Genomic DNA, 22,460 nt, shown 5'->3' on the forward strand with positions numbered 1-22,460 from the left:
CAGAGCCACAAACCCTAGCATGACCATAGACGCGTGCATAACTAAAAACCGTAGCATCATAAGAAATATGCGCATGGTCATAAATATGAGCATCAGCAAGAACGCGGGCAGCACCACTCACATGAGCATTGCCATAAACATTGCCATACACATGAGCACTCCCATAAACACAAGCCTGATCATAAATCTTTGCATATTGAGAGATAAAAGCCTTACCATAGACTTCAGCATTGCCATAAACGAGACCACAGACTTGAGAATAATGGCGTATTTTTGCATCATCATAAACACGGGCATGACCATAGACACAAGCGTCATCATACACCCAGCAATTGCCATCATGGGATAGGTTAACTTCCTTTTCAATAAAACCGCCTAAAGCACCCGCTTTTATATCATCAAAATCTCTTAAAGCCCGAATGCGATAAAGGCTTGTAATATTTCGAGTAAGTGCATGTTTGATTTTTTTGATTTCGCTGGTTAATTCGTATTTTTTGCACATAGGGATACCCTCACAATCTAATGTGATAAACGTTTGATAAAATTTGAAATGGAAAATTTATTTAGAAAGCAGGCGCCCCCGCCGCGCCCATTCTTTATTTAAGCAGCTTCATTTATGGTTTTGTTATTATTACCAATATCATCATAAATTTTTTGATTGCCATCAACTATAGCATTGCCAAAGATTTTTACTAAGTAACAAACATATGCATTGTCAGAAACGACGGCATTATCGTAAACATGAGCAGCCCAATCAATACGAGCAGAGCCTAATATTTTTGCATTGCCATAAACAAAGCCCTTTACATAAGCATTATCAGCAATTTTCGCATTATCAGAGATTTTTGCATCAAAAACGATATTAGCTTTATTACAAACAAAGGCATTGTCATAAACTTGACCACGAACGATAGCATTGTCATTAATTTTTGCATTGCCATAAACATGAGCATTTGCACCAAAAACCCATGCATCATCATTAACAACGGCATTGCCATAAACTTTAGCATTTCTATTAATACAAGCATTATCATGTATTTTTGCATTGTCAGAAACGACAGCTTCCCAAAAAACGGTAGCGTTATCATAGACCCAGCAATTGCCATCATGAGAGAGATTGCTTTCCTTTTCGATAAAACCACCTAAATCACCAGTCTTTACATCATCAAAATCTCTAATGGCTTTAATGCGGTGTAAAGTATGACCAGCCACACAACGCGTTTCATTCGTAAATTCGTATTTTTTTGTTATAGGTAAAGAGACACAAGCGTCATCAGAAATTTGAGATGCAAGATTAATCGTTTCATTGTCTTCAATACGTGTATACCAATTAATAAAAGCATTCCCATAGACTTTTGCATTGTCTCTTATAACAGCCTTATCACATACAGCGGCGTTATTAAAAACACGAGCATGTTTGTAAACAAAAGCATATCCAAAAACCAAGGCATTATCATGTATTTTTGCATTGTCATAAACACTAGCAAAATCAAATACCTTTGCATTATCACAAACCGTTGCGTTATCGAAAACACGAGCATAATTAAAAACAGTAGCATTATCAGAAACAAGAGCATTATTATAAACACAAGCCTCATTAGCTACCCAGCAATTACCATCATGTGATAAGTTACTTTCCTTTTCAATAAAGCCGCCTAGATCCCCTGCTTTAACATCAGCAAAGTCTTTTAATGCTTGGATACGATAAAGGGTATGATTACCAAATACACGCGTTTCATTTGTGAGTGCAAACTTTTTTTGCATAGCACAATTCCTTTATAAAAGAAGATTAAATTTTGAATGAAGAATTTGAAAGGAGGGGCGCCCCCGCCGCGCCCGCGCCATTATTTACGCAGCGTTATTTATATCCTGATCAAAACCACAGACATCTTCAGAAAATTTCTTATTTTCTTTAAGCACCGCATTGCCATAAATCGTTGTAAATTGGCAAATTTGAGCCTTGCCACTCACATGAGCATTATCGTGAATGTTTGCACAGGGACCAACACGCGCCGAGCCAGAAACCTTGGCATTGTCATAAATATTGCTACCGCCATAAACTATAGCCTTATCAAAAACATGAGCATTACCATAAGCTTTTGACCACGTAGCAAGGCGTGATTTTCCATAGACATGGGCATCATTAAACACAAGCCCACTCACTTGAGCATTTTCATAAACACGGGCGTTATCGTAAATAAGAGCCCCCTCCGTAATAACGGCATTATCACTCACAACGGCATTGCCAAAAACATAGCCACCAATTTTTGCATTGCCATTAATGATTGCATTGTCATAAACATGTGCTTTATCACTCAAAACCCATGCCTTATCACTAATCACGGCATTACCATAAACCCTCGCATAATTCACAACACAGGCATTATTGCGTATTTTTGCATTTTCGGAAACGCTTGCTTGGATAACCATAGCATCATCATAGACCCAGCAATTGCCATCATGAGAGAGATCACTCTCATCTTTAATAAAACCGCCTAGATCGCCAGCTTTAACATCATCAAAATCTCTTAAAGCTTTAATGCGGTGTAAAGTCACGCCGTTAACAACGCGGGTTTCATTAGTAAGTTCATATTTTGGAGATGTTTTTTTCTTATTAACGGGGGTGTTTTTTGAGATATTTGTCATATTTAAAACCTTACGGATTAATAACGTTTTCACTTGACACTCTATAAGAGCATCGGGCGTTGAAAACACGGCCGTAAGTCCGTTGTTATGCTTTTCCCACAAATGGGTATTGTATGGCATAACCACACCCGACAAAATTCTCATATACTAACAAAAGCATAAAAGATAGCCAGTATTTTAAAGACATGGGAGAGGCTGTTTCGTAACCTATCCGCTTACGGTTTAAGTGTTTTCATCACTTGATTACTTATATAACAAAATACGTATTTATTGTCAATTAATATTTTATCTTTTTTGATATTTTTTTGTATTTTTTAAATGCATTGTGTATTGATAATATCTTATGCTTATGAATTGCTTCTTTTATATTTATATGCGTTTAAAGCTATATTATAGGCTTTATGAAACGATTGCGTTCTGTTTTGAATTATACATTTATAATATTTAAAAACGCTCTCATAATGCGTGTTTTTAGCTTTATAACCTATCAATTTTTTCACTAAATGAATTTTAATTTTTTTGTGAATTTTGTTTATAACATATTTGCAACTTAACTGCTTTTATAGAGATGGTCTTTATAACCAATGTTTTCATTTGCATTATGATTATAAAACCTTGCTGTTTTTATGCATTCTCTATAGCTGTTATATGCTTTATAGCCATGGCATCATTTTGCATTTTCATAAGAGAAACGATAAATAGGATATAGGATAATTGCGATTTATAGACTGTTATGAAAATATCTAAAGAGAGATTGATAATTATAGAGATTAGCAAAGTCCCTTTTAATAGGCTTTTGTTATTTTGATTAGTTCTTTTTAAAAGATAAAATTATATTTCTAGTGAGTGATTAACACGTGTCTTATGAAAAGCGTATGAAATTAAAAACTGATTACGTTATTAAAATCCCTTTTATGAATTTTAATCAGTTCTTTTGAATGATAACCTTATGATTTAGAGAATGATTACAACGTGCTTTATAAAAAGCATGTGATCCTTTAAAGCTTTTCAAAAGATAGCTTGTAACTCATAAGAGATGCTATCAAGATCATTATAGTTATGAGTTTCGAGGATTTTGAGGGTTCCTTTTACTCCCCGTTATATATTTTTTTCAATCAAAAATAAAAGTTATTATATTTCAATAGGTTAATATCTTAAAAATACAATCTATATTAGACGCAATACATAAATTCAATCTATGATATATATTTAGAGGAGTTTTGAAGGTATTTTGAGGGTTTGAGAAACCTTCAAAACCTATAAGTAATATAAGAAAATGAATATAACTCTCTTTAAACAAAGCTTTTGATAACAATAAAGCACTCATTTGAGATTACGGTATAATCTTTTAAAGGCAATGTAAAAAAATCTAATTTTATTTAAGATGGGATTTCTTAAAAGTCTTAAAGCAATCCAAATGAGAGTATCTAAAAGTGCAAATGATTTCTTTTTAGAATAACGCATATAAACACTCCTTTTAAAGATTGTATGTAAGCAATGTATAAAGGGGTATAGAACCTATAGGTATAAGACCTTTTACCCCTTGTGAGTTTATCATACCCATTATGTGAGCATGCTTTATAAGTTATTCAGTTTCTCTTATTTCTAATTTTGGTAAATTCTTAACGATTTTCATGGTTTCTAAACTTACGGTAATAACCCTTTGAAACAATTCTAGAGGGTAGGCAGGGTTTCCAACGGTTTCAACAGCATAGCGATTGGCATCATTGACAATGCCACTCTTTTTATCGGTCTTAACACATTGACGCCCCATAACCCATTCAAGAGCGGGTCTACCATTGACGATATACTCATAAGCTTCAAGAGGGATATCTGTTATGGTAATATTGCTATTATAAATAACAGTTGATTTATCTTTTTCGGATTTTCCTTTCTCTTTAGCTGCTTTTGCGAATTTCATTTCAGTTACATAATAGAATTTCTCAGGATTAGAAATTTCTGTAACTTTTGGATTACCCTTTTTAAAGGTCACAGGATAAGGTTCTATGCTTTCGTAATTCACGTGCAAATGACCCAGTTCACGTCCTGCTGTTACAAACTTCCAAAAATCATCAGCACTCTTTACACAAGGGATACGAGGCAATTCTTTACATAAATTATCCGCATAACGGGCACGATAATCTTCCGAATGCAAAAGACCGTAAACGTAATAAAAGATGTCTTCTTTTGTTATAGTCTCATTAGGATAAGCCGATTTAAAATGCGCTACCCCCTCATCAGTAATGGCATCACGAACTTTCTTTTGTGCATCTGCAGTAAATAAGCTATGGTCGTGAGTTTTTTTATAATTAGAACATAATAGAAGCGGATAGCATCTTGCTGTTTCTAATGTAGCATAGTTAATTGGTTTATTTGTCATGAGACATGAAAAATCTGATCGATTTCCTATGCCCGAAACACAAATCCCAAGATTATCAGGCATATCTGGATTAAAAAACTGATGTGTTTGTCCTAACATGTCATTAAGAAATGATGATGTATAATGCCACATTGTTACAAACGGACTATAGAGAGCAGGAACTATTAGATGGGGTTCAAAGATTGCATCATCTCCACGTTTTAAACGAGAAATAAGAGTATCCGTCCAACTAATTTTGGTAGCATCATAATCAATAATATTTTTTACTGATATAGATGGGTTTTCAGTAACAAGACGTTTTTGTTCATTAAAAAATTTAATCGTTTTTTGAATAGAGGTACTTAGTGCGTTATTCGAAAAATTACAAACCCAAGAATCACGAGTTGATTTTATACCAAGCGATACTTCCTCAAATAACTTAGCATCTATTGGGGTATTCCTATTCCCCATAGGTATGAATTGATCAAAATCAGCAACTCTTTGCTTTATCCAATCACCATGTTTATCTGGTGTAATTATTTGCCAACCTTTTTTATTTCGTGTAATGCCATCAATGCTCCTAAATTTTTCAATTATCGTGAGCTTTTCTTCTCTATTGAGATAGTCTCCAATGTCACGAAAATATATTTTTCCATGCTGCTGTGCATTTGGATTTTTTACGAGAATAGAGATAGCAATGGGAGCACGAGAACCTTCACCAAAAATCTTACCACCTTCTTTACGAGAAATTTCTCCAGAGGTTCGTTGATTACCACGCAAATGGAAAATATAAAGGCTGCTAAATTCTTCAACAAGGCACTTGCGTAAACCATCCATAGAACTTCCATTGATAAAGCTTGCATTTGTGACAAAGCCGATTACCCCAGCATTATCAATACGGTCACTAGCCCAACGAATGGCACGGATATAACTATCATAAAGTTTGTTCCGATTTATAATTTTTGTTGATTTCAATATATATTTTTCACGGATACGTTCATCTAATATGGGGTAAGATGTATTCGGATTATTATCATTCTCACTTCTTTGACCAAAAGAATAAGGGGGATTACCAAAAATAACTTGGATATCCAGTTTCTTTTGATGTTCTAAATATTCACTGTTTTCTTTAAACAACTCCTGTAGCAGGTTTTTTTCTTCAAGCATCCGGAATGTATCAGTCAAACCAATATGCTTGAAAGGAATATAATTCCCTTTCATAAGACTATGATAAGTCGATTCAATGTTAATCGCTGCTATGTAATAGGCAAGCAAAACAATCTCATTAGCATGGATATCATTTCGGAATTTATATTCCATATCCTCTGGTTTGATGAGATCTGATTGTAAAAGCCGTGTGATAAAGGTACCCGTTCCAGTGAAAGGGTCAAGAATAGAGACACCCCGTGACCCCAAGCTTTTGCCAAACTCATTGCGCAACACATCATCAACAGAATGAATGATAAAATCAACAACCTCAACGGGCGTATAAACAATCCCAAGTCTATCCGTGGTTTTTTTAAATGCCTTGGAAAAGAAATCCTCGTAGAGTTTGATAATAAGGTTTTGTCTTGCTTGGGGTTCGGTAATCCCAGAGGCTCGGAACTTTACGCTGTCATAAAACTCTTGTAATTCCTTGGATTCTTCCTCGATATTGGTTTTATCGAGTTCTGTTAAGACTTTTTCCATTGCTTGAGAAATGGCATTGTTCTGTACAAATTCATTGCCTTCAAACAAGGCTTCAAACACGGGACGCGTGACGAGATGTTGTGCTAACATCTCAATGGCTTCCTCTTGTTTTATTTCACTGTTTAAGTTGTTTTTTAATTCCTTATAAAACGAATCAAAGGCATGATAAGCTTTACTTGTCTGATCAGAAAGCATAGTTTGAAGGCGTGTGATATGGTTTTGTGCAATCTCAGCAACATTGTTCGCCCAAATACCCCAATAATCACTCATGGTAGATTTTTTAACAATTAGTGTTTTGAGAGCATTAGGAAACTCAACAAAAAAGGGTAATCTTCCTTGCACTTCATATGTGTGATGTGGTTCATGAGCTTGTCTCCCAATATGAAGTCCGGATTTTTCCGATTTTTCATGTAGCGAAATTTCGTCAATAACCGTGGTGACATTCTCTAATTCAGTCTTTTTAGAAACTGTAACAATGTCGATGATAGAGCTTACATCTTGCCCTAAAACCATCTGGTTAAGGGTTTTACTAAAATTCTCATCATGGGCAAGCAAAGCATTGAGAACTTGCCAGACAACACTGTATCTCTTATTGTTTTTCAATGCCTCTTCTGGTGAAACACCAGCAGGCACACCAACTGGCAAAATGATATAGCCCATTTTTTTGCCTTTTGCACGACGCATCACACGTCCTACCGCCTGTATCACATCCACTTGGCTTTTACGCGGGTGTAAAAACATAACCGCATCAAGGGAAGGAACATCAACACCTTCTGAAAGGCAGCGTACATTGGTTAATATACGGCAGACATTCTCACCCGCATCTTCTTTCAACCAATCAAGTTTTATCGTACGGTTTTTGGCACCAGATTTTCCATTAATATGATCTGCTTGACAGTTAAGAGGGGGGATATTTTTATGGTTTTCATGAAGATCACGTAAATCTTTCTTAACTTCTTCATCGTTGAATGTTCTACATATGCGTTCAGAAGTATCAATATCTCTACAAAAAGCCAAAGCCCGATGCATGGGTCTTGTATCATCCCCAAGATCAATTTTCAGATCCATTTTGGTAAGAGCTTGATAACAACCCATGATCTTTGTTCTATCATCAAGAATAAGTTCATAATTCTCATCTGTCATCAGATGCTGGATAGATTTACTCACTTCTCCTTCATCAACACCTAAAACGATAATCTTGTAAGGCGTTAAAAGTCCATTTTTTACAGCATGGGAGAAACTATAAGAATAAAGGATTTTTCCATAAAGCTCTTCATCATCCATAGAAGCCAGAACGGCATCAATCTCATTGGCTTGCTTTTTAGCATGGTCACTAAAAATACGAGGTGTTGCTGTCATGTACAGACGTTTTTTACCTCGAATGATGCCGTTATCATGAACCTTGATAAACTCAGATTCACTCTTGTCTGTTCCTAATACAGCTCCAGTGGTACGGTGTGCTTCATCACAAATGATCAGGTCAAATTCGGGTAATCTATGCTCTTTTTGAGCATCCGAAATCACTTGGATTGATTGGTAAGTAGCAAACACTACGGTCATCACATCAGGAGAAGTCTTATTGGCTTTTTCTCCAAGCTTTTGAGCATCTGTTGTTGCTGGTAGAGCGAGATCCGAAACATCGAGTTCAGCAGCATCATCTTTGGCTTTACGACGCTTGCCAACTTGTGTATCCGAACACACGGCAAAGGAACGCAACGGAACTTGTGTATCGAGTGTCCATTCTCTTATCGTTTGGGACATTAAAGAAAGAGAAGGTACGAGAAACAACACACGCTTGCCTTGACCTGCTATGTGTTCTGCTATCTTAAGACTAGTAAAGGTTTTTCCCGTTCCACATGCCATAATAAGCTTGCCACGGTCTGCTACTTGTAAACCCTCACAAACAGCTTTAAGGGCTTCTTTTTGATGATCTAAAAGATTTTTTTGTTCTTTTTTCTTAAGAGTAGCTTTCCCTCTGCTTTCAAAGATTGACCAATCGATTTGACTATTTTCCAGATCAAAAAGATTAATCCGTTGAATACGAACCTCTTGTCCTTCACAGGTGAGATCGGCATTATTACTCCAGTTTATTTCGGTGCTATCAATAAGAATACGACGGGTAAATGGTGCTTTTCCAGATGCCGCAATAAAGCTATCAATATCTTCTTTCTTGATTTGATGATTTGCACTATAAAACTTACATTGAATGGCAGCATATCCATCTTCATCACGAATTTTTGCTACTAAGTCAATGCCAATATCAGTACCATCCCAACCATGTTCCCATGCCCAATCTTTATAGGTTTGGACTTTCTCATATTCTTGCCTTTGTAGAGGGTCTTGCGTCAAATAAGCAATAACAAACTTTTCAAAAGAAGTTCCTCTATCGCGCGCACTTTCTGTATGATCACGGTAGGATTGTAAGAGAGAGCGTAATGTCAGTGGTTTGGTATGAGATTGAAGCATTTATAATAAAACTCCACCGCTTTATAAGTGTTGATCTATTTGTATCAAAAAAACTCTAAATGGAATTTGCTAGATCTATTTAAAATAAATAGCAATAGTAAAATAAAAAAAGGATGCTAAAGACCCACAAACTGCTTAAAAAGAGGTTTTTAAGGTTGTTTATCAACAGCCCATGACATGGGATAAGATCAGCAAAATAGTGAAATTTGCTATTCGTTTTATGATAAAAAAGACAAATGCACTATGTGCTTTAAGATATCAGAATAAGTATTTTGATAAATTTTATAGAGAGGTTTTGTAGGTTCTTAAAACCCCCAAAACCCCTACAAAACCCCTTTTTATATATATTATAGATTGTATTTACGGATTATATTTAATATAGGTTGTTTCTTTAAAACATTAACATATTGAAATATAATAACTTTTATTTTTGTTTAAAAAAATAAAATAATACGTACAAAAAGCACCCCCAAAACTCATAATGGGGAGTGCTTTGAAGAGTTCACTGTTATATTGTTAATGTTCTATAAGATTTCCAAATTGCCTCAGTGTGATGTTTTATGGCTTGTCACTAAGGGATTCCATTCATAGCGTATGGTAGGGCGACCGCCTTGTGAGCTCTTGTCTCCAGAGATTTCACGAATATAGTTACAACGGCATAAAAGCTCTAAAGCTTGCTTAACGGCTCCATTATCTTTGAAACATTTCCAATCACGTTTATAAATATCCCTTGTTGTAAAAACATCGGGTAAACAATCACAACGTTCGACAATTAATTTTGCACTCTCTGTTGCTAAGCTATCCGCCGCCGCATAAAGCCTTTTGACATGACTTAACAAATATTTTTCCCATCGCAAGGCTATTTCAAGGGCATCTCTATTGATTTCAAAACGCCCACCATCAGCCAGTTCAAAAATCAACGCAAGGGTTGGTATGGTTTGATTCATTTTCAAAAGATGTGCTTTTAAACTTGATGAGAAATGACCATTCTTTATTCTTTTCTGAAAATCTTCCCACCATTCACGAAACATTTCTTGGGCTTCGGCAGAAAAGCGTATAGTTATCGGATATTTTGGTGATCCTAATGGTTTATCATAAAGAGAACGAAAAACCCCTTGATAACTTTCCCATGCCTCTTTATTGGGAGGTCTATCAACCCATAACTGCTCTTGTCGTTCATCGGGAAAGATCAGCATTTGAAACCGTTGCATAAGACCATCATCGTTTATTCCGCGGTGCATGTCTTGAATAATGGGAATAATACGTGCAGGTTGAATACCCCCTATAATAGAGACAGTTGCATTGGGAATAAAAATGGTTCCCCGTCCTATACGGTCATAGGTGTAAGACTTATTGCCATTAAAAGCTGTTAGATAGAAAGAACGGTCTGATTGATATTCCTTTCTAGCCAGATTAGATAAAAAACCAGCTAATTCATCACGAACCAACAAGAGACCACGGGGGTTTTCTTTTAAGAGTTCCCCAAGCTTTTCAACGGTCACATCATTGACGATAAGACGTCGTTTTATAGAACTGTCATCTTCCTCATTTTCTTTGTGTTCAAGAGCTTGTGAAAGAAGAGCAAGGGCTTGTTCTTCATCATGATCTTTGAGTGCTTTATAGGCTTGTTTTTTCTTTTCTCGTTTATCTAATTCACTAAGAATCTCTTTTGTTTCTTGCTGTTTTTTCTTCTTTACCCACTCTTGATGCCATTCATCTTGAAAGGCATAAAGAGGTTCTAAAGCAGCGTCCATGGTACCTGTTTTCATGGTCGAAGGTTCCCCCACAATGACACCCCAGAGATTAGGAACAATTTTCCAATTGGCATGTTGTTTTGGGGCAACCCGCACGCCATTGCCAATAACAGCAGCCAAGGCACAGAGAGCAGAGATAGCAATAAAATCCATAGGGGCTTGTTGGCTATCCGCAACGTCATAAACATAGTTCATTAATGGCGTTGGCAACTGTAATAAGCTAAAAGGCTCGACGGGTAAGAGAGCCGCCGTGATAGGCTTTATTTCGCCCCAACCGTTTTGTTGCAATGCTTGCTTATAAGGAATGGCTTCTAAACAAGTCTTATCATTTAAAGAGCCATTGTCGTTATCATTGAATGAAACATTTTGATTGTTGGTATCGACAATATTGTTGTTATTCTCTCTCATTTATTTATACCTTTCAGTATCAAAACATCATTGAAATCTAGACCGTAGGGGGCTTGCATGATAAAAACCTCAAAGCCTTGTCTATAAGCGCGCGCAGCGAGGTTAAAACCTGCTTTATGACCAGCCTCATCACCATCCATTGCAATGGTGAGACGGGCTTTGGTTTTGGGTAAATTCACACGCATCATGCCATGGGTTGAAAGGGACGCCCATAAATTCACGGGCTCTGTTAACAACCCAGACAGCAAAGCCAGACCGGTTTCAATGCCTTCACAAATGACCAGATGTTTTGGATTGGCTTGACTTAATTGCACCGCGCCACCCGTTACAGATCCCAACATGGCTTTTGCTGGTTTTTGATCTGTTTTGCAGCCATTGTCTTTTAAAAAGGTTCTATGAATGGCAAAGGAACCAGCCCCCTTAACAAGAGCAATCAACGCGGGCAGTGTACCCCCAGAGGGGTGTGGACATTTGCTATGAAAGCGTAAATAAGGAGATAAGTCACATGTGATCCCACGCATGCGTAAATAGGTTTCTGCTAAAGTATTTTTGATTGGTTGGCTTTGTTGCCAAATTGCTTTTGCTCTCTCTGCTTTCTGTTTTACTCGTTTGAGATCAGCACAAAACTGTTTTGAGAAAGAAAGCGTATGAGCATAAGCTTGTTTTCCAAGCAACCCAATTCTAATAAGCGCTTGTATGATCTCTCTAAAAGAGCAACCAGCATAACAATAGAGTAAAAGACGCCCATCATGTCCATTAGAAATAGATAAACTAGGCAGCCTATCATCATGAGCGGGGCAATGAGCAAGTCCATAACGCCCATGCCAAGTACCACGCAAGGCACGTGTGATACCTTGCGCATTCTTAAAAGAACACATCATTTTAAATCCTATAACATTGCGTCACAGGACGGATTGTGCTAGCTTTAAGGTGATGAGTTTGAGAAAGCCTTGTCCGTCCTTACGTGACAAGGTTTTTTTATGCCACGTCACTTTGACGTTGCTGTTTCGCTTGTTCGATGACATTCAAAAGATCCGATTGTAACCAACGGGATAAAAAACCAAATTTTAAAGGTTTTGGGAGAGAGCCATTGGTCACATGACGGCGGAAAGTTGAGACACTCATATGAAGCAATTTTGCACTTTCACGGTCTGTTAAAAGAATATCATTTTCTGTCATTCTAAAATCCTTTCATAATAAAAAATAGAACCAAATCATGCCTATTTATTAAGCACATTTTGGTTCATTTTTGAAGGCATTTTATTTATAGAAAACAATATTTTATCATATAAATTCTCATGTGATAATTTATGAGTCTTATTGAGAGCGAATGAGAGAAAAGAGAGCTAAAGTTATCCACAGATCATGGGGTTATTCACCCCATATCTTAAGATTGACCGGTGACATAAGCCGCCCATTTATCCATATAGACACGGCGCTGTTCTAAATAGTCAGTCCGACGATAGGCACGCTCTACTTGTCCTCCTACCGTATGACTTAGAATGGTTTCAGAAACCTCATAGGGCGCATCGGTTGTTTCAGCGAGCCAATTGCGTAAACTAGAGCGAAATCCATGGGGGCATGCGTTTAGTCCAGTCTGTTGCATATAGTGTGACATACATTTTTCAGCAAGAGGACCGCGACCAGTTGCAGAAAAAAAGAAATCATTGCGTGATAAAAGGCGCGCTTGTTTTAAAATGTCTAATGCCTCTGATGATAAAGGCACACGAAATTCTGTTGTAGCATCCCGTCTTCCTTTCATATTTTCAGCAGGGATTGTCCATATATCCCCCTCAACTTGATCTTTATGGATATAACGCAAAGGATTAGTACGAACGCCTGTCAGAATAAGCAAACGCAAAGCTAGTTGTGTTAGGGTTGCTTTTTGGCAAAGTGTTTTATAAAAAGCCGGTACATCTCTCCAATCCATTGCAGGTAAGTTTGTGACTTTATGGCGTTGTTTACCTAATAAAGCTTGTGCTTTTTCTGTTGCTTGTAAATCAACATCTAATCCCAAGGCAGCCGCATGTTTGAGACAAAGATTGAGACGAATGAGAGCTCTACGCGCTGTTCCAGCTTTTGTATGCCAAATAGGGGCAAGTGTATTGCGTATCTCTGTTTGCGTAATCTCAGAAACCGGCAGACAGCCTAATTTAGGGAGAATATGAAGGCGTAATGGTAAAAACCAATCTCCATCTTTACCATCATTCTTGAGTTCAGCTTTACGACTTTCAAAAGCATCCACGGCAATATCTTTTAAGTAATGGAGATTGCTTATTGCTTCACACTTTTGTTTGTTGCGTTCTTTAATGGGGTCACGACCTTCGCGTAAAACAGAGCGCCACCCAGTTGCCAATTCACGGGCTTGTTTCAAAGAAACATCTCTCAAAGCTCCCAATCCCATTTCACGACGGCGCCCATGAATGGTATAACGGTAAATCCATTGAGCACCTCCATCTTTACGCTTATGAAGAAGCAAGCCGGCACCATCATTATATTTGCCAGCCCCCAATGTTGCGACAGATCTTGCATTAAGACGATTCATAAGGACCATTTTTACTCCTTTCTTATACAAATTTGATCCCCACACTCATCCCACTTGTTATGTGCAAATGAGTAGTTTTGATTGATTCAAGATAAACAGCTTTGAAAYGAGAGAATCYTACGWTATTCGAGACTCTCATTCAAYATRCAAAACAGTGAATTATCATTATAAATCAATATCTTGAAGGACTAGAACGGGTCATAGCTTAAATCTCTTCCCTTATTCAAATGCACTCAGTACATTCAATTCCTCTGTTAAGGCTTTCCCTCCACCCCCAAACAAAGCAGCAGATAGCTTTTTCACCCATTCTTTTGTAGCGTATCCCTTTTCTTGCACTTTAATCATATCTTGAATGAGCTTTACAATTTTATCATTCGGAATCTGTGTCCCCCCTGTTAACAATTTGACAACATCTTTTTCAATCCGTTGGGACATTTTTAACAGAAGAAGCCTTATCGGCTCCATAAATTTTTGCAAATCGTTCATATAAATCATCCGTATCAAAAATCTCCTTTGCCTTGGAGACTTTATCTCCTGTTTGCCCCATGCCCTGTAAAAGTTCTGCCCTTGAYCCCTTTTTAAAGTATTCCTGTGATCCCTCTGATAATTCATCAAAGATTTTACTGAATTCATCCTTATTAACTGCCTTGCTAAGGATTTTTGAACCTTCATCCATGGCGTCTATACGGGAACTATATTGATGATACAATGCCCGCCCTTTCTTATATTCAGACGAGATATCATCCATAAGCTCTAATAATTTTTTCTTGATACCGACTAAACTGCGAACTTGGCTATTATCTCCTTGTTTCTTTTCCGTCCTTATCATTAAATCGACGACCTCCTTAGTCTTATGAAGAGCCCCCATATTTGGTTTCTCTCTAAGGAGACTAAATTTTTGAGAAGAAAACGGACTAACGTTGTTGCCATCCGTAATAAACCGCTTTAGTCCTTCATCATAAGCTTGTTTGAAGTATGGACGCTTCATTAATTCATTAAGAGCGCCATAATATTTTTCTCCTATCGGAGTCTTCTTAGCTATTTCGTAAAGAGTATGAGATGCTGCTTCCCTACTCGCGGTAAGATCACCTTCTAAGCCTGTAATATTTTGACGAGGAACAAAGTGTTCATCAGCAGCTTGATGAATACGCTCCCCTCCTTCCAGCGCTCTCTGCTTAGCTCTTTTGGTTAAATCAAGATAAGCCCCTTGGTTTCTTTTCGCGATATCAAAAACAAGATCCTGTAAAAAAGGACTATGATCAGCTATGTAATCGGTAGGAACTGCATTCTTAACAGATTCTCTTAGCTCTTCAGACGCCTCCTTACCTAAATGTTTACTGATTGCTCTTAACGTGTCTGTTGCAACACCTTTCTTATGAGAAGGAGAAAAAAGTCTTCTTATTCCACCAACAGTAGAACCAGCCAAATGACCTAAAGCACTTCCAACGGCTGTCCCTGCCGCTCCTAAACCTGCACCAACTGCTGTACTTGTAAGCGTATTCCCAAGTCCTTCCCCTTCTCCTGCACCATGTAATGCACCAGATGCTGCACCGACTTTAAGTAAATGAGGCAATGTTGTTTTGTTCGTGATGCCTAAAAAAGGACTTGCAAATCGACTTGGTGGTAACTGACCTGCTTTTAAGAACAATTGACCTAACTTTGACCCTGCAAGACTATTTGCAAGTGTAGGAGCTACAAAGCGTGCTCCTGAGGCTAACGCTCCTGTCCCTAAAGTTGCAAGTGAAGGAATTGCCGCCCCTAAAGCATTTCCTGCAAAAGAAGTCCAATAATGTTGATCAGCCATCCTGCGATAATAATCACGTATTCTATTGGCTTCTTTCTCATATTTCTCTCTGGATTGCTTATCTCCACTCCAATAGTTGATAAACCCCTTCACAAAAGCCGGTATTGCCCAATCATCATCAGAATCACGTCCTGCCACTGTAATCCCTGCAATCTCATCATCTAAATTAAAACTCAARCCATGCTTTAAAGAGTTCCAAAAAGCTTCACTTTGCGTGATTTCGGGATGTTGGAATGATGTTTCGTACTCTCCAAACTTTTCATATTCATCATCAGAAATACGTCCAATAATTTTTATATTAGGACCAAAGTCTGGTAGTGTTTCTCCTCTTAACTTCTCATATTCATCATCCATAATACGTTGAATAATCTTCACGCTAGGGCCAAAATCTGGAAAAGACTCCCTATCAGTATTCTTATAATAAGGCATAATCTATCCCCTAACAGCTTTATATTTAATACCATTGTGGTTTAAGATAAACTTTGTTCCAGAAGGAAGTTTATTAGCTTCTTTTGTATTATTCACTACTGGTGCATTTTCCCAATCCCCTTGTGACATCGGTGAATCTACAAAATATTTATCAGAAATTTCTTGAGGCGTATCTATAGGCTGACCTGTTAATGCGTTGTACAGTTGAAGATCATTATACCTATTGAAAAAATCAAATGCTGTTTTAATTATTTCAAAAGTATTCTCTAATTCCTCTTTCTTACGCCCAACATCTAAAGAACCAAACATTGATGACAGCGCTTTACTTTCAAAATCTGATATAGGACCAGTTCCTACTGTTCCGTTAGAACTCATCGATTTTAGATTCTCAAATACCGTCTTTAGAACACTTCCTCTAATGCCCTCCAATAATTTTTTTAATCTGTACCCTTCACCTGCTCCAACTCCTTGCGTGAGCCACCGCACAAACGCGTTAGATTTACCTTTATCAAGGAGTTCAAAAGCAGCTTTCAGATCATTCAAGCCAGCTCTCAACTGCTGTTTTGTGGCAAACATATTTCTTATCCTTCTACCCTCCCATTCTTTCTGTTCTTGTAGTTTTTGATTATACTCAAGTTCTTGTGGAGACCCCTTTACCGGTCTCATTTCGCGTTCACCAGTCTCTGGATTGGTATACCATTGAAACCCCTGAATTAACTTAGGAGTATCACCACCTGTTAGCATCGCACTAAGCATTTGAGGATTACGTGCCATAAACCGCGCTTCTTCTTCACTATAACCTTTAGACTTCAGATACTCGACGGTCTGGTTAACCTGCCCTCTTTGTTTATCGCCTTCATTAAGACGCTTCACACCACTTGCAAGCGCATCCCATCCTGAACCGTCTGATGAAGATTCTGCCATACCTGCAAAAAGATCTTTGAGCTTCTGATACGCATCTGATTGAAAAAACTTATAACTATTGGACTGTAAAAACTTATCTAAATCTGTCGGTTCAGAAGGTGGTGTTGGAGATGCCGGCGCTAATGGTTGCATTTGTTCATTAACATGAGTTTTAAGTTCTTGTGGAGAAGCCTCCAGTGCATTTGGCATAGGTGGCTGTTGATCAACTCCTAGAGGCATCTCCGCTCTAGGAGCCGTATAGGGCATAAATGGTCCATATGGATTCTGCATACTCTGTAAATAGGGGGGGGTTGGAGCATGTGCTTTCTCTGGTGTCATCATACTTTCAATGGCTGACCCACCAGCCATCAATGCACTGAATTTGGGATTCCTTGTTACGAATTTCCCCACGGGGTTCTTTGTTATTAATTGTCCCAATCTGTTCGCCCCTGTAACCGCTTTGGGAGCAATATATCTAAAAATATGAGGCGCAGCTCTCGCTGCCATAGAACCTGCAAATAATAATGGAACTGCCATCACATTCTCCTAAAAAACTATTCTTTAATGATTATACAGCTATTGTTTCTTATTCATGTAATCTAAAAAAGCATAAGGGGCTCCTGCTGCCAATGCTGCTCCCATTGGACCACCTGCCATGTAACCAAAAGCCATTGGTGCTACTTGAAGTGCCATAGAACCTATAGTTCCTGCATTTTTCCATGGGCTATTACCTTGTATCATCGAAGCTGTATTATTATTCGTTGTCGTACCGTAATTCCTTGCAAAGCCATGACCAGCGTTCATAAGCATATTCAACCTATTCCAATCGCTATTGTCTTGCTCCAGCCAACGTTCACGATTAGCATCAACAACTCTCTGGTTGTGAGCATCAAGCACACCACCACCCTGTATGGCATTGGAATAGGCATTCCCATAACCTTGTAAGAAGTTATTGGAGGCTCCCAATTGATTTTGATTGGCTTGGTCTATCATGGCATTGGCTTGCATCATGCGGTCCGCATCACGATTATATTGCTCTAACATAGCACGCGCGTAGATAGAATCTCTTCCTTTCCGCACTTCCTCTCTGTGATCAGGAGTTGCATAACGACCAATCCCTGAGAAATATCTGTTAATTTGAGTGTCTGAATCATCTAATGCTTCTTGAAGTGCTTGTTTGAAATACGATTTTTCTCCCATCATACCACCAGAAGCTATATGTCGAAGATTCATCATTGATGATGTCGGATTGTAAATTGTATTCATCAAAGAGCGATTTTGATAATGGTTAGGAATACTTCCAAGACCACCAATTCCATAGAGCGTCTGATCACTTAATGGCGCTACACGAGGACCGCCATAAACATTACCACCCGCCCCTATATTATATAGATTATACGCATCCCTACCACCACGCTTAAATACATCTGCCATCCAAGAAGGAGGTGCACTTGTCTGCACCTGCTTCTGTTCTGTCGTTGAGGGTGTTTGGCTCCCCATGTCACAATTCCTTCCTATAATAAAGCATATCTATGCCATAACCTTGTTTGTTCAGAGCACGTTTCCAACCCAAACGCCCTAAAATCTCTATCTCAAAAGCGCCATTCTCACGCGCCCAATCCTCTGCAACCTGCAAATTGTCAACTTGATCAAGAACACCCTTCCCACTACATTCACAAATCAGTGCGCGCTTCTTTCCTAAAACTGTCTGTTGTATCTGGGTTGTAACAGCCGCTAAAAAGCGCTCGTTATCATCCAAAACAAGCCATAACTGTTTTTTCCCCGTGCAAATGGCTTCAATAAGATCTTGCAACGTCATTTCATGTTTGAAACGCTCTACATACCCTCGAAATGACGCAATAATTTCCTCTAGATAAGGCGCTATACGCTCCATATCCCAAGACGTGGTCAAATAGACTTTTGCCATTACCCTCTGCCTAAAGGACGTAAATCAACATTAAATCCCGTAATATGGTTCCAATGAACGCCTTCAGGAATACGCAATTTAAAGCGGTGATAACGATTGCGCGAACGACCGTGATAAGCACCTGTAGCATAAGAACATTCTCTCTCTTTATGCCATGTGATCGGTGTCTGATGATCGCGAAGACGACGTTCTCCGATACTTAAAAGACCTTGCGTCGTATCAACTTCTGCAAACATCTTCGTGATAAAGTTAAAACTTCCATCCGGTGCCCCCATCTCTTGCGAAACAACCGTTGCCTCCATGGGCGCCCCTGTAAACATAACAAGACGATTGTTTTCATCAAAAGCACCAAGCATRGGAGCGCCACTTTGCCAACGGGGRCTGTCTAAAGAAGCMGGCAAGGACTCAAGATTGATCGAGATCTCATCTAACTGTTCTAAAGTATAACCTGTCGTAAATACGGRAAACAATGTGAAAGGCTTTCCCTGTATCGTCGACCATTTCTGTAATYCCCAATCATAAACAAAGGTCGTTTGCTCGTTATTACCTCTCTTTAAAGACCAGTAAATCCGGTTATCAATGGGGTCTATCACTCCTTGCATCTCATCAAGAGCAAACTTATCAAAGCTTTTAAAAACCGTTCTATCAACTTTCTCAAAGCCTATTGGCAAAAATTGACCATCAGCACTCATCTGATAAAAGCCACCATCACCAGCAAAAAAAGCATCACTCCCTCGACAAGCTATAGAGGCTGCACTGCGCGCCCCGCGCTTGTCTTGAAGTTTTTGAAAAATAAAAGGAACCTTAGAGCCTAACGTAAAACAACCAGCATAAATAGCAGAACGCAAAAAAACGAGTGGATTGCTCGATTCTGTCGCACCTTGCACATATTCTCCATCATTAAAATTATGATAATAACAATCTTTATCACCTACCGTCCAATGAGTTGCGTCATTCAAACCCGACCAATGAATGCGATTGGGATGATCTGTCAATTGCATCAAACAAACAAAATCGCCCCAAACCTTGACCAATCCTGCTTTCGGTGGATTGCCTCCTAATTCTTCAAACCGTTCAGAACTACGAACCTTGARAAYTTGCGGTTTATCATTTTTGTTTACCGCAATAATGGATTCGCCAAACAACGCAAAGGACCATTKATTMTCYTCATTTGCTTGATASRTYACACCACTTTGGCTAATATCTTTCCAACCCTTCGTTTGACTATCATAACTATAAAGCTTTTTGGCTCCCCCTACGATWATCTTAACMCCATTRCCACTTCGAAACGCTATRCACCCCAAAGGCTTTTCTTCCAAAGGATGAGACACAACCATTGCACTAGGCATCGGAATGTAACAGCCATCTGCCGGTAAAACATTCACAAGTGTATCCGTAAAGCTACCATTGACGACTGAAACATCGGGGCGGTAATCAGCGATTGGAAAATAAACCATTTTAGAAATCCGTTGGAATTATGCGTGTGACGTTATGACGTTTGGACGTCTCTGCACGCAATTCATGCAACTGTTCGGTAAAGTCATTGTAAGCAGCCGTTGCACAATCGGGATCTTTAAGAATATTCTTGTACAATTCATATTTTGCACGTGCTTTGATCAAGTCAAATCCATGCACAAACCATGGGTGCTCTTCATCAACACTCTCTACCTCTAATAAACGTTGTGGAGAGAGGATGAGTTGAATTTGATATGCTCTATCCGGTGTGGGATAAAGATGCAATTTCCTATCAAAATAACTGTAACAAACCGGTGTTCCTTGCTKCTCTGATGACAACGAAGCCTCTAGAGAAAAAGSACTCCTGYGCTCTAATTCAATCTTATGATGTRGATCAGAACRAAGATAAACGCTCCTTATTTTRACAGCTGTTTCRATATGGYGRGTGTCCGTTGCATCATAGACACCTTTCCCTGCCCGTGTTTCAAACACCACATCACGGCTTTCGTTAAAGTAAAAACTTTCTCTCTCACAAAAACGAATAGCAGCAAAAATACTTTCTTGGATTTGTGCTACATACTCGTCCGTAATGTCATCAATCTCATCTTGAATAACAGACACAAGGTGTGAAAGCGTTTTTCTATGACGATAAACATTTTGACTAGCCGGTATTGGTCCAAAAAGCCTTATCTATTTTAGAGGATCTTAAAAATGAAATTGAAAACCTTTAACTTTGAAAAACACCTCACAACTCCAGAATCTCAAGAATTCTTTTTAAATGAAGCCTTCAAAACTGGTGATGCTGCTCATATAGCCGATGCCATTGGTATCGTTGCTCGCTCTCAAAATATGCGTGCTTTAGCAAAAGAAACCAATCGCGAACGCAGTGGATTATATCGCTCCTTAAGTAAAACGGGTGACCCCAAGCTTTCTACTTTAGTTGCTGTCTTATCTGCCCTTAATTTACAACTCTCTGTACAATCTTCTACTTCATAAATTGAGAGGCGTTAATAGATACCTCCTCTCAATTTTAGTGATTGGTTACGAATTCAACGACGATACTTGCTTCACCGGCTTGGACCGTTTTGTCTGCTTTAGCATAGAGAGTAAGCTCTTTATCATAAGGAACAAACTCCTTTTGATTGGTAGGCTTAACCTCTTTAACTGTCTGTTGTTTGATTTCTGCTTCGCCAAATTCATTCCCGCCAGCAGTACTGCCTATCTTAACTTTCGTGTCCGAAAACGCCGTCTTAACAAACACCTTAATCGAAGTTATTAAAGCACCACGAGGCAAGATGCCTATTCTCATCGCGTTTTCTTTATCTTCATGGCTAAAATTAAGACGCAAAAAGCTTACCTGCTGCGTATGAAGGCTTCTCCCTTGCAATGGAGGTGGTAAATGATCTGCCATGTCTTATCCCCTTAATGATTTGTTACGAATTGCACGACCACAACACATTCACCAGCATCTGTGGTTTTATCTCGTGTTGCATAAAGGGTCATCTCTTTATCCTCTGGAGCAAAAACCTTTTGATCTGTTGGTGTAAAATCCTGTGTTCCTTGGGCTTTGATATCTTTTTCGCTATATTCGCTACCCCCATAGGTACTGCCAATCTTTAACTTCGCCTCAGAAAACGCTGTCTTCACAAACGCTTTAATGGAAGTGATCAAAGCGCCACGAGGCAATATCCCTACTTTCTCTGTAAGACGCTTCTCTTTATGTGAGATATTTAACCGCAAAAAGCTTACCTGTTGGGTGTGAAGATTTCTCCCTTGTAAAGGAGGTGGTAAATGATCTGCCATGTCTTGTTTTCCTCCTTAATGCTTACGCCGCGGCTTCCCCACTGTAGGTGGGAATAACAATCGTTCCAAAATCTTGGGCTGTTTGCGCACTATTTGGCATTTGGAAACGGGTTTTCTTCATTCCTATTAATGTCTTGGCGCATACGCCAAGTTCACGTTTATAATCAAAATATTCTTCCTCAAGCGTATAATTCGTTGCACTGTGATTTTTCCCAAAGCCTATAATCGCACTCTGTGCTCCTAAGAACACCGCACGACGAACACTCTTTACT

The 22,460-nt window shown here is 38.6% G+C and carries 18 protein-coding genes and 1 pseudogene; 1 reads left to right on the forward strand and 18 read right to left on the reverse strand.

Translation table 11 applies throughout. The annotated features are described in order from the left end of the window. The 15 genes and pseudogenes from CER18_RS08890 to CER18_RS08955 all read right to left on the reverse strand — a co-directional run. Window positions 1-502 (reverse strand): annotated as a pseudogene (locus CER18_RS08890) (hypothetical protein); the annotation flags it as partial. Window positions 503-600: 98 nt separating this feature from the next. Next, window positions 601-1,764, reverse strand: a complete 1,164-nt coding sequence (locus CER18_RS10765) for a hypothetical protein (RefSeq protein ID WP_100129641.1) — start codon at window positions 1,762-1,764, stop codon at window positions 601-603. Window positions 1,765-1,848: 84 nt separating this feature from the next. After that, window positions 1,849-2,646: a hypothetical protein gene (locus CER18_RS08900; RefSeq protein WP_100129655.1), complete on the reverse strand. Its 798-nt coding sequence runs from the start codon at window positions 2,644-2,646 to the stop codon at window positions 1,849-1,851. Window positions 2,647-4,231: 1,585 nt separating this feature from the next. Next, complete coding sequence (locus CER18_RS08905; RefSeq protein WP_100129642.1) at window positions 4,232-9,160, reverse strand: DEAD/DEAH box helicase; 4,929 nt, start codon at window positions 9,158-9,160, stop codon at window positions 4,232-4,234. A gap of 545 nt (window positions 9,161-9,705) precedes the next feature. Then, window positions 9,706-11,322 carry a YfjI family protein gene (locus CER18_RS08910; protein ID WP_100129643.1) on the reverse strand — a complete coding sequence of 539 codons (1,617 nt, stop codon included), beginning with the start codon at window positions 11,320-11,322 and terminating at the stop codon, window positions 9,706-9,708. Next, the gene (locus CER18_RS08915; RefSeq protein WP_100129644.1) at window positions 11,319-12,203 is read right to left on the reverse strand and encodes a DUF7146 domain-containing protein; all 885 of its coding nucleotides are present in this window, start codon (window positions 12,201-12,203) and stop codon (window positions 11,319-11,321) included. Before CER18_RS08915 ends, CER18_RS08910 begins: the two co-directional genes overlap by 4 nt. A gap of 97 nt (window positions 12,204-12,300) precedes the next feature. Then, window positions 12,301-12,501: a helix-turn-helix transcriptional regulator gene (locus tag CER18_RS08920; protein WP_100129645.1), complete on the reverse strand. Its 201-nt coding sequence runs from the start codon at window positions 12,499-12,501 to the stop codon at window positions 12,301-12,303. Between the two features lie 208 nt (window positions 12,502-12,709). After that, window positions 12,710-13,876: a tyrosine-type recombinase/integrase gene (locus CER18_RS08925; RefSeq protein WP_100129646.1), complete on the reverse strand. Its 1,167-nt coding sequence runs from the start codon at window positions 13,874-13,876 to the stop codon at window positions 12,710-12,712. A gap of 210 nt (window positions 13,877-14,086) precedes the next feature. Next, window positions 14,087-14,302, reverse strand: a complete 216-nt coding sequence (locus CER18_RS10600; RefSeq protein ID WP_245410084.1) for a hypothetical protein — start codon at window positions 14,300-14,302, stop codon at window positions 14,087-14,089. After that, complete coding sequence (locus tag CER18_RS08930) at window positions 14,286-16,100, reverse strand: hypothetical protein (protein ID WP_245410085.1); 1,815 nt, start codon at window positions 16,098-16,100, stop codon at window positions 14,286-14,288. The genes CER18_RS10600 and CER18_RS08930 overlap by 17 nt, the downstream gene beginning before the upstream one ends. A 3-nt stretch (window positions 16,101-16,103) precedes the next feature. After that, complete coding sequence (locus tag CER18_RS08935) at window positions 16,104-17,540, reverse strand: hypothetical protein (RefSeq protein ID WP_100129647.1); 1,437 nt, start codon at window positions 17,538-17,540, stop codon at window positions 16,104-16,106. Window positions 17,541-17,579: 39 nt separating this feature from the next. After that, window positions 17,580-18,503 (reverse strand): hypothetical protein, encoded by a 924-nt coding sequence (locus CER18_RS08940; protein ID WP_100129648.1) that lies wholly within the window; start codon window positions 18,501-18,503, stop codon window positions 17,580-17,582. A gap of 1 nt (window position 18,504) precedes the next feature. Then, the gene (locus CER18_RS08945; RefSeq protein WP_100129649.1) at window positions 18,505-18,930 is read right to left on the reverse strand and encodes a hypothetical protein; all 426 of its coding nucleotides are present in this window, start codon (window positions 18,928-18,930) and stop codon (window positions 18,505-18,507) included. Continuing rightward, on the reverse strand, window positions 18,930-20,387 hold the full coding sequence (locus CER18_RS08950) for a hypothetical protein (protein WP_100129650.1): 1,458 nt from the start codon (window positions 20,385-20,387) through the stop codon (window positions 18,930-18,932). Before CER18_RS08950 ends, CER18_RS08945 begins: the two co-directional genes overlap by 1 nt. A 1-nt stretch (window position 20,388) precedes the next feature. Next, entirely contained in the window at window positions 20,389-21,057 is a 669-nt protein-coding gene (locus CER18_RS08955; RefSeq protein ID WP_180299421.1) for a hypothetical protein, read from the reverse strand. 39 nt (window positions 21,058-21,096) lie between these two features. Here CER18_RS08955 and CER18_RS08960 point away from each other — a divergent pair, with 39 nt between their 5' ends. Beyond that, complete coding sequence (locus tag CER18_RS08960; RefSeq protein ID WP_100129652.1) at window positions 21,097-21,381, forward strand: addiction module antidote protein; 285 nt, start codon at window positions 21,097-21,099, stop codon at window positions 21,379-21,381. Window positions 21,382-21,415: 34 nt separating this feature from the next. On the opposite strand, the gene CER18_RS08965 is transcribed toward CER18_RS08960, so the two are convergent. The 3 genes from CER18_RS08965 to CER18_RS08975 all read right to left on the reverse strand — a co-directional run. Beyond that, on the reverse strand, window positions 21,416-21,796 hold the full coding sequence (locus tag CER18_RS08965) for a hypothetical protein (RefSeq protein WP_100129653.1): 381 nt from the start codon (window positions 21,794-21,796) through the stop codon (window positions 21,416-21,418). An 11-nt stretch (window positions 21,797-21,807) separates the two neighbouring features. Continuing rightward, window positions 21,808-22,188 carry a hypothetical protein gene (locus tag CER18_RS08970; protein ID WP_100129654.1) on the reverse strand — a complete coding sequence of 127 codons (381 nt, stop codon included), beginning with the start codon at window positions 22,186-22,188 and terminating at the stop codon, window positions 21,808-21,810. A gap of 22 nt (window positions 22,189-22,210) precedes the next feature. Then, the coding region (locus CER18_RS08975; RefSeq protein ID WP_143242722.1) for a DUF4043 family protein at window positions 22,211-22,460 on the reverse strand (250 nt) is incomplete at its 5' end.

Source organism: Bartonella tribocorum, from assembly GCF_002777915.1.
GTDB classification, from domain to species: Bacteria; Pseudomonadota; Alphaproteobacteria; order Rhizobiales; family Rhizobiaceae; genus Bartonella; species Bartonella tribocorum_A.